Genomic DNA, 4,518 nt, shown 5'->3' on the forward strand with positions numbered 1-4,518 from the left:
GGGGGGGTGGGGTGAGCCATGAGTAATAATAATACCCCTGACCTTTGAAGAAATGCCCCGAGGTTTACCTATAGTGATACCTCAGGGTGGACCTAGACGTGCATCACGCCGGGGGCATCTCAAGCAGAGAATACCCAAGTGTCTTCAAGTGGACTCGGAGTGTTACACGATTGGTGGTGGTCTAACCCCTTCAAGGTTTTGGGGGAGATTCCTGTATGGGTAATATATACGTGGAATACCTTCCCGCTTACCCCCTCGGGGTCATGCGCACCTCAGCGGATACTCAAGGGGGGGGCGGGGGATTCCGCTTTGCCTCTTCTGCTGCTCCAAACAAACCGAACCTATAGCCAAGGTAGAAGGCCGCAAGCCCGCCCATCAGGAACTCAGGGCTACCCACGGTGTAACCTGCCCAGAAGAACATGGCGGCAGCGGCGTAAGCCTTCGTTTTCTCTATCAATGTATCAATATCCATAGAGTAACCGTAGCGAGTAGGCCCGCTGATTGGCAAGCTTGTAACAGCCACAACCAACGTTGACATTTGCAACACGCACTCATAAACGGCTCTAGCAGATCAGACAGGGAGCCAGAGACCATGCGCCAATTCGTTACCTACAGACGTGTCAGCACTCAGGAACAAGGACGCTCAGGACTCGGCATGGACGCTCAGGTGCGGGACATAGGCATCTACCTTGAGGCCTACGCGGAACAACCCTTTGAGGTGATCGCTGAATTCGTTGAGGTCCAATCGGGGTCAGCAGATGATAGACCAGAACTGGAAAAGGCGCTTGAGCTGGTCCGCAGGACAGGTGCCGAACTGTTGGTTGCTAAGCTGGATCGCCTGAGCCGCCGGGTGTCCTTCATTGCGACCCTGATGGACGACAAGAGGGTCAGGTTGCGGGTTGCGGCCATGCCTAACGCAGACAAATTCCAACTGCATATCTACGCAGCACTGGCTGAACAGGAACGAGAGTTCATATCGCTCAGGACCAAAGCGGCTCTCGGTGAGGCAAAGGCCCGTGGCGTGAAGCTAGGTGGGCTTCGAGACAAGACAGGCGAACGCAATAAGGCTGTACAGGCTAAAGCCAAGACGGGTGCTGAACGCGTGGCAGGTCTTATCATTCCCCTGCGGACCCAAGGTGCTACCTTGAGGGAAATTGCAGCATCCCTGAACAAGTCCGGTGTACCGACAGCACGAGGAGGGCAGTGGCAGGCGTCACAGGTGCAGCGCGTGTTAAAGCGGCTGGGTACCTAGAGCCACTCTCGGAGGTCAACCACTGACCCTTGAGAACACAAGCGTGAAACCTGTGATGATACCGGGGTTCACGTGTACGGCTTTAACGGCCTTTCTGGGGTGAGTTGCTTACCCAAGAGAAACCCTTACTGTATTGTAATCATTCACTATTATATTGATTCTCCGTGAGTTCTCGCTAAGACACTTAATGCAAACCTTGAGAGGACCGATAGTATGCAGCAGACAATCACAGACGTAGAACAGATCATGGAAATCATTGATCAAAGATTACACGAATTAACTCAGGCAGAGGGGATAGACCCACACGCGGCTAAGTCGCTGGAGGCACTCAAGGTGTCAACGCTGGAGGCCCTTGGAAAGCTTCAGGTGAGGACATGAAGAAGTCCCAAGGTGTGCAGCTACAAGGTGTGCATTCTGCACAGGTAGAGCTTCACGAGATCGAAGAGCGGCCAGAGGTTTTCCAGCTTCGTGAAGGCCTACAGGAATACCATGTGAAGGAACTAATGGCTGTCTTGAAGCGTGGCCTAGCGCTGGACCCTGTGAAGCTGTGGAAGGAACCTGAGACCGGGGCACTGGTTCTTGTTGATGGTCATCACCGTCTCGCAGCATACCGAAAGGCTAAATGGACTAAGAGGGTTCCTGCCCAAATATACCGATGTGATCGCAAGGCTGCACGGTTACTCGCGATGGGGGAGAACGGAAAGACACGTTTACCACTCACCAGTACAGAGAGGAGCAATGCTGCGTGGTCACTGGTATGCGATGGGCCTGAGGACGCGTGGACCTACTCCAAGAAAGAGATCGTTGATGCCTCAGGTGCGGGAGAAGGGACTGTAGCCAAGATGCGACGTATCCGTAAGGCACTCCTCAAGGACGACCCTAAAGCTACCCTCGACACGAACTGGGGGGCAGCGCAGCAAGCTCTTAAGGGCCAACACCACGAAGAATACACAGACGAAATGCGCGAGGCATGGGTCGAAACACAGACGAATGAGTTAAATGATAAGATTGGGTCAGTACTTGGTTTCTATGCCGCGAAATACCCTGAGGCCGCAGCCAACGTCATATTGAAGAGGTGCCACCATGAGTGCAGACAGCAAATCCATGCGGACCTGAGGAATGAGTTCAACCCATATGATTTAGAAGACGAGGGTGACTACTGATATTGGGGATCAATCCTAGCAGTCTTCACAGTCATCTCATTGTCTTGATCTGGGTTATCTACAGGGCTTTTCTCTTATTCTCTTGTTCTCTTATTCAAGATTCAGGGGAGGTAACAGTCTGTACTCTTTGAAAAATATGGACCCAACCGCTACGTTTGGTACCGCCTTAAGCTACGTTTGGTACTGCCCTTAAGCTACGTTTGGTACTGCCCTTAAGCTACGTTTGGTACCGCCCCTTGTTTTGGAAGGACGCCATTACTACACTAGAGGCTCCGTAGGTAGCAACCAAGGTTTGCAGTATGAAATCAATCGAAGCTACAACAGACCAAGGCCAAATGGTTAAGCCACGTGAATTGATCGAGATACGTGGCGCAGGGCCTCTCACATTGAGTGAGCGACGGGCGTTCAATATCCTGTTGGATCACGCTTGGGGGAAAGACCTACTACAACCCCAGCATACGTTTACGATCCCAACCAATAACCTTAAGCAAGACGGGCAGACCAACCAGAGATTGAAGCGGTCCCTACGACATCTACAGCAGACATTGGTGATTGTGATCAAACCCAACGGTGATGAAGTGACTAGTCAGCTTCTAGGCAGCACACGTGTAAAGCCTAACGGCGATCTTACATACAGCTTTCCAGCAGAACTATCAGATTTACTCAAGGACTCCTCGGTTTTTGCCAAGCTAGACCTCGAGGTGATGAAATCATTCAGCAGTAAGTATGCCTTTGCGCTTTACGAGGAGATTTCACGCCGCATAAACCTATCGCACAAAATGACCGAGGAGCTGGACGTGCAGGACTTACGCGACCTTCTGGGCGTAGAAGATGGCAAGCTATCGACGCACCACAACCTTCGTACAAAGGCGCTCGAGCCAGCTTTGACAGAAGTTAATGCCATCACACCATACCAAGTGACTATTCTACCCAAGAAGAAAGGCCGGAAAGTGCTTGGCTTTGTGATGGGATGGTCAGTCAAGGATATCTCAGGAATGAAAAAGGCATATGCTGAACTTCAACAACCGAAAGTAGGGCGCAAGTCACGACTTGAGGGAACACAAGCCAGCGTTATCGATTGCTAACATGCCTTTACAGGTAATCTTACACCTAACTTTACGATCTCTAACCCCAAAGGCTTACACATGTTTACACTAGGCACAGCAGCAAAGCATGTAGGCAAATCAAAGCCCACGATTAGCAAGGCTATCAAAGATGGTCGGTTGTCAGCGACGAAGGTTAATGGTGTCTATCAAATCGAACCATCTGAGCTACTCCGGGTCTTTCCCACCAAGCCAGTTCAGGAGACCACCCCAGCGCCTACAGTCACCACAGACATCCTGCAGGTCAAGGTGGACATGCTGGAGGCTCAGCTTCTCAGGGAACAGGAAACCGTGGGTGACCTCAGGAGCCGCTTAGACAGGGCAGAGGAACGCATGTTGCAACTCACCCACAGGGAACCCGCAGAGACCCCCAAGATGGGCTGGTGGGGCCGCTTGAGGGGGCTGTGAGGGCTACAGGTGAGAGGTGGTCATTCGCTGCGTAGAGGTTAACCTTCCCATTCCACGTTGCATTCTCCTATAGGTAGCTTTCACATTGAGACTCAAAGAGAAAATCATGGATATTGACCGCATCAACACCTATTCATCTAAGATGATAATAACTGCATGGTTTGCAGGATTGGCGTACTACAATTGGTTCGCATCGGACCCAATCAGCGTCCCTATTTGGGCACATGCTGTACTGATAATTGGTGGCATGTTTTTCGCCTCGATTGTCATTGGTGCAGGCTTATCGCTAGTGGCGGCGGCAATCACAAAAGCCGTAACTGGAGACCCCGCAGGAAGCCCTCATGCCTTTTCATGGGCTGCATTCATTGGAATGGTGATCTCATTCATGGCGGCAAAGTATGGCCTCATCCTTTTCCAAGGGTTCTGAGGAGCGTGTGTTGATGCTGTCTGCCCCTCAGCCTTCTGGAGATGGCCTGAGAGGCTTATGGGGGCGTCTTGGGGGGGTGGGGTGAGCCATGAGTAATAATAATACCCCTGACCTTTGAAGAAATGCCCCGAGGTTTACCTATAGTGATACCTCAGGGTGGACCTA

The 4,518-nt window shown here is 51.7% G+C and carries 4 protein-coding genes; all 4 read left to right on the plus strand.

The genetic code is table 11. From position 1 onward, the window contains the following. Positions 1-592 precede the first annotated feature (592 nt). Positions 593-1,252 carry a recombinase family protein gene (locus C8N36_RS23825; protein WP_097807145.1) on the plus strand — a complete coding sequence of 220 codons (660 nt, stop codon included), beginning with the start codon at positions 593-595 and terminating at the stop codon, positions 1,250-1,252. Positions 1,253-1,626: 374 nt separating this feature from the next. Next, positions 1,627-2,415 (plus strand): ParB/RepB/Spo0J family partition protein, encoded by a 789-nt coding sequence (locus tag C8N36_RS23830; protein ID WP_097807144.1) that lies wholly within the window; start codon positions 1,627-1,629, stop codon positions 2,413-2,415. Between the two features lie 299 nt (positions 2,416-2,714). Continuing rightward, positions 2,715-3,500 carry a replication initiation protein gene (locus tag C8N36_RS23835; protein WP_097807143.1) on the plus strand — a complete coding sequence of 262 codons (786 nt, stop codon included), beginning with the start codon at positions 2,715-2,717 and terminating at the stop codon, positions 3,498-3,500. Positions 3,501-4,032: 532 nt separating this feature from the next. Then, a complete protein-coding gene (locus C8N36_RS23845; RefSeq protein WP_097807141.1) occupies positions 4,033-4,353 on the plus strand; it encodes a hypothetical protein in 321 nt (106 codons plus the stop codon). Positions 4,354-4,518: the final 165 nt, after the last annotated feature.

Origin of the sequence: Pelagimonas varians, assembly GCF_003208435.1 — a bacterium.
Classification (GTDB): domain Bacteria; phylum Pseudomonadota; class Alphaproteobacteria; order Rhodobacterales; family Rhodobacteraceae; genus Pelagimonas; species Pelagimonas varians.

Excerpts from the sequence above, each read along its gene's own strand:
- C8N36_RS23845 (WP_097807141.1), top strand. The coding sequence starts at position 4,033 with ATGGATATTGACCGCATCAACACCTATTCATCTAAGATGATAATAACT.
- C8N36_RS23835 (WP_097807143.1), top strand. The coding sequence starts at position 2,715 with ATGAAATCAATCGAAGCTACAACAGACCAAGGCCAAATGGTTAAGCCA.
- C8N36_RS23825 (WP_097807145.1), top strand. The coding sequence starts at position 593 with ATGCGCCAATTCGTTACCTACAGACGTGTCAGCACTCAGGAACAAGGA.
- C8N36_RS23830 (WP_097807144.1), top strand. The coding sequence starts at position 1,627 with ATGAAGAAGTCCCAAGGTGTGCAGCTACAAGGTGTGCATTCTGCACAG.